The sequence below is a fragment of the Pseudomonas sp. genome (genome assembly GCF_050739775.1).
Classification (GTDB): domain Bacteria; phylum Pseudomonadota; class Gammaproteobacteria; order Pseudomonadales; family Pseudomonadaceae; genus Aquipseudomonas.
Window position 1 is genome coordinate 1 of record NZ_JBOICA010000087.1, and the last position, 3,618, is coordinate 3,618.

At 62.7% G+C, this 3,618-nt stretch carries 3 protein-coding genes and 1 pseudogene; all 4 read left to right on the forward strand.

All coding sequences use genetic code 11. The features are described from left to right. Positions 1–124: 124 nt before the first annotated feature. The 4 genes and pseudogenes from ACRESH_RS24110 (at position 125) to ACRESH_RS24125 (ending at position 3,469) form a co-directional block, all read left to right on the forward strand. Complete coding sequence (locus ACRESH_RS24110) at positions 125–736, forward strand: biliverdin-producing heme oxygenase (RefSeq protein ID WP_431744326.1); 612 nt, start codon at positions 125–127, stop codon at positions 734–736. Positions 737–795: 59 nt separating this feature from the next. Next, positions 796–1,221, forward strand: coding sequence for a YbaN family protein (locus ACRESH_RS24115; protein ID WP_431744327.1), 426 nt, complete (start codon positions 796–798; stop codon positions 1,219–1,221). 298 nt (positions 1,222–1,519) lie between these two features. After that, a pseudogene (locus ACRESH_RS24120) lies at positions 1,520–2,611 on the forward strand (HAMP domain-containing protein); the annotation flags it as partial. A gap of 102 nt (positions 2,612–2,713) precedes the next feature. Beyond that, positions 2,714–3,469, forward strand: coding sequence for a methyl-accepting chemotaxis protein (locus ACRESH_RS24125; RefSeq protein ID WP_410457952.1), 756 nt, complete (start codon positions 2,714–2,716; stop codon positions 3,467–3,469). The last annotated feature ends 149 nt before the right edge of the window (positions 3,470–3,618 follow it).

The following is a 3,618-nucleotide window of genomic DNA, read 5'->3' on the forward strand; positions in this document are numbered from 1 at the left end:
GGGCAAGCCCGCTCCCAGGTTTTGAGGGAGCGGGCTTGCCCCGCGATGAGGTGAGGTTTTTTTACTGTCGTACGTCTACTTGTTCGTCTAGTCACTAGGCACGCCCATTTCGCAAGGAATCACCATGACCGCCACCACCGCCGAACGCGCCAACCTGCGTTCGCAACGCCTGAATCAGCTGACCCATGCCCCGCATACCGAGCTGGACGCCCTGGTCAAATCCCACGCGCCGTTCGAAACCCGCGAAAGCTTCGCCCGCTTCGTCGTCGCCCAGTACCTGTTCCAGAGCGAACTCAAGGCGCTGTATACCGACCCTGCGCTGATCGCCATCGTCCCTGACCTGGCCGAACGCTGCCGCGCCGAACAGGCCGGCCTGGACCTGGCTGACCTGAATACCGAAATTCCGGCCGACTTCGCCGGTGCCGTTCAGAGCCCGAGCCTGGGTGAAGCCATGGGCTGGATCTTCGTTTCCGAAGGTTCCAAGCTCGGCGCCGCTTTCCTGATCAAGCGCGCCGTGGTCCTGGGCCTGTCCGACAGCTTCGGCGCCCGTCATCTGGGCGAGCCAGCCGGTGGCCGTGCCGAGGGCTGGAAGCAGTTCACCCGCATCCTCGACGGCCTGGAACTGAGCCCCGAGGAAGAGGCCAAGGCTGAACAGGGCGCCGTGGCGGCATTCGAGCGCTTCACCGAATTGCTCAAGCACGCTTACGCGACTGCGCCTAAAGCCGAACTGGCCTGATGCGCCGTACCCGGTTACCCTCGTGGTAACCGGGCCCTACCCGTGCAACCGACGAACTCATGACCCGCCCCTCTGCCTCGAAACTCTCACGCCTGCTGTTTGGCCTTTTGGCCTACGTCAGCCTGGCCATCGGCCTGGTCGCAATCGTCGTGCCTGGTTTGCCCACCACCGAGTTCATTCTCCTCGCCGCCTGGGCTGCCACCCGCAGCTCGCCGCGCCTGAGCGCCTGGCTGGAAAACCATCGACTGTTCGGCCCGATCCTGCACAACTGGCGCAACGGCAAGGTCATCCAGCGTCGCGCCAAGCTCAGCGCCACCGTCAGCATGGTGGTGTGCGCCAGCCTGATGCTGGTTTTCCTCGAGCACCGCTGGCCGGTATTTCTCGCCATCGCCGGCATGACCCTGGGCAACCTGTGGATCTGGTCACGACCAGAGGCTGCGCCCTTGAGGCTCGACGACCGCTCATCGGCACGCACTCATGGTTAACGCTATAAAGCCGATGACTTGATATCGCTAAATGGATGTGGCGAATCGAACCGCCCTCCGGTTCGGCCCCCTCCTGGCCCGTCCCTTAGCGAGTACGTCCATGTTCGACACGCTCTCCATCCGCCTGAAAATCGTTCTGCTCTCCGGCCTTTGCCTGCTTGGCGTGGTCGCGCTGGTCGTCGGTATCAACCTCTATCAATCGCAACAGAGCGATGAGCTGGTCGGCGAAGCCAGCACCACCATGCTCACCCGCAACGTCCAGGCACTGCTACAGGCGCGCGCCGGGGAGAAAGCCGAGATGTTGCGGCGCACCTTCAGCGACAACCAGACTGTCATTACTGCCCTCGCCGATCAGGTTCAGGACTTACGGCAACTGGCCCGCAACCGCGGCCTGAGTGCAGGCGATTTGCGCGAAGCAATCAACCAGAGCCTGGCCACCAGCTTCAAACGCAACCCGGAGGTACTCGGTATCTGGCTGGCGTTCGAGCCCCAAGCCATGAACGGTGACGACAGCGCTTTCGCCAACGATGCCAAGCACTTGAGCAACGAAAGCGGTCGTTTCGCCAGCTACTGGAGCCGAGCCCAAGGCGAGGCATTGAACACCGTGATCAGTGATGTCGACCTGAACAAGACCGACATCAACCTCAGCGGCACTCCGTACAACGTCTGGTACACCTGCTCGCTCCACAGCACCCGCTCTTGCCTGCTCGAGCCCTACGCCGACACCGTCGGCGGCAAGCAGATGCTGATGACCAGTATCACTGTACCGCTGCTGGAAAACGGTAAGGTGATTGCCGTGGCGGGCGTAGACATTTCCCTCGACGCCCTCCAGGCTGCCGCCGCCAAGGCCCAGCAAGAGCTGTTCAATGGTGCCGGGCACTTGATGATCGTCGCTCCAAGTGGGCTACTGGCGGCCAACAGTGATGATGCCGGCAAGGTCGGCAAGGTCGGCAAGAACATCGGCCAGACCCTAGGCCTTGAAGGCCAGCAGGCGGTGCAGAAACTCGCCGCCAACTCGCCGCTGATCCTTGAGCAGGGCGAAACCATCCGCGCCCTTACTCCAGTGCAACCGATTGCCGACAGTAAAGCCTGGGGGATCGTGATCGACCTGCCCAAGCAGGTGCTGCTGGCGGATGCCATCAGCCTGCAGGCTACCCTTGAACAGGCCCGCACCAGCGACACCATCAAGGTGGTGCTGTTCGCCACCCTGGCCGGTCTTGGTGGCCTGCTGTTGATGTGGCTGGCCGCAACCGGTGTCACCCGCCCACTGAACACCGTGGCCATCATGCTCGAAGACATTGCCAGTGGTGATGGCGATCTGACCCAACGCCTGCGTTACGCCCGCCAGGATGAACTGGGCCGACTGACTTCGGGCTTCAACCGTTTCCTCGACAAGCTGCAGCCAACCATTGCCCAGATCAAGCAGAGCATCACCCAGGCCCGCACCACCGCGGACCAGTCCTCGGTCATTGCCCAACGCACCAGCGAGGGCATGCAGGTGCAGTTCCGCGAGATCGACCAAGTCGCCACCGCCTCCAACGAAATGAGCGCCACCGCCCATGACGTCGCCAACAGCGCCGCCAGCGCCGCCGATGCCGCGCGCGGCGCCGATCGCTCGGCCAAGGATGGTATGGCGATCATCGAGCGCAGCACCCGCGACATCACCTTGCTGGCCGATGAAGTGAGCAAGGCCGTGACCGAAGTCGAAGTGCTGGCGCAGAACAGCGAAAAGATCGGCTCGGTGCTGGAAGTTATCCGCAGCATCGCCGAGCAGACCAATCTGCTGGCCCTCAACGCTGCGATCGAAGCGGCCCGTGCCGGTGAAAGCGGACGTGGCTTTGCCGTGGTTGCCGACGAGGTACGCAACCTGGCTCGCCGTACCCAGGATTCAGTCGAAGAAATCCGTCAGGTGATCGAACGCATCCAGAGCAACACCCGCGAGGTGGTGGCGACCATGCATTCCAGCCACGGCAAGGCTCAGGAGAATGCCGGGCAGATCCACCAGGCCGTCGAAGCCCTGGACCGGATCAGCGAGGCGGTCACGGTCATCAGCGACATGAACCTGCAGATCGCCAGCGCCGCTGAACAGCAAAGTGCAGTGGCCGAAGAGGTCAATCGCAACGTCTCGGCAATCCGTGGGGTGACCGAAACGTTGACCGGGCAAGCCGCTGAATCGGCCCAAGTGAGCAGTCAGCTCAACACCTTGTCGTCACAGCAGATGGCGCTGATGGATCAGTTCAGAGTCTAACCATCGCGGGGCAAGCCCCCACCGGTTCAGCGGGAGATCACCCAGCCCTCCGGGCTGCGCTGTCGCGCAGCAAACATGAAGTGCATGGCTTCAGGTCTGCAGCGGCGCTGACATTTTGAAAAGCAAAAGGCGGCTGGCCCGGTAGGGCC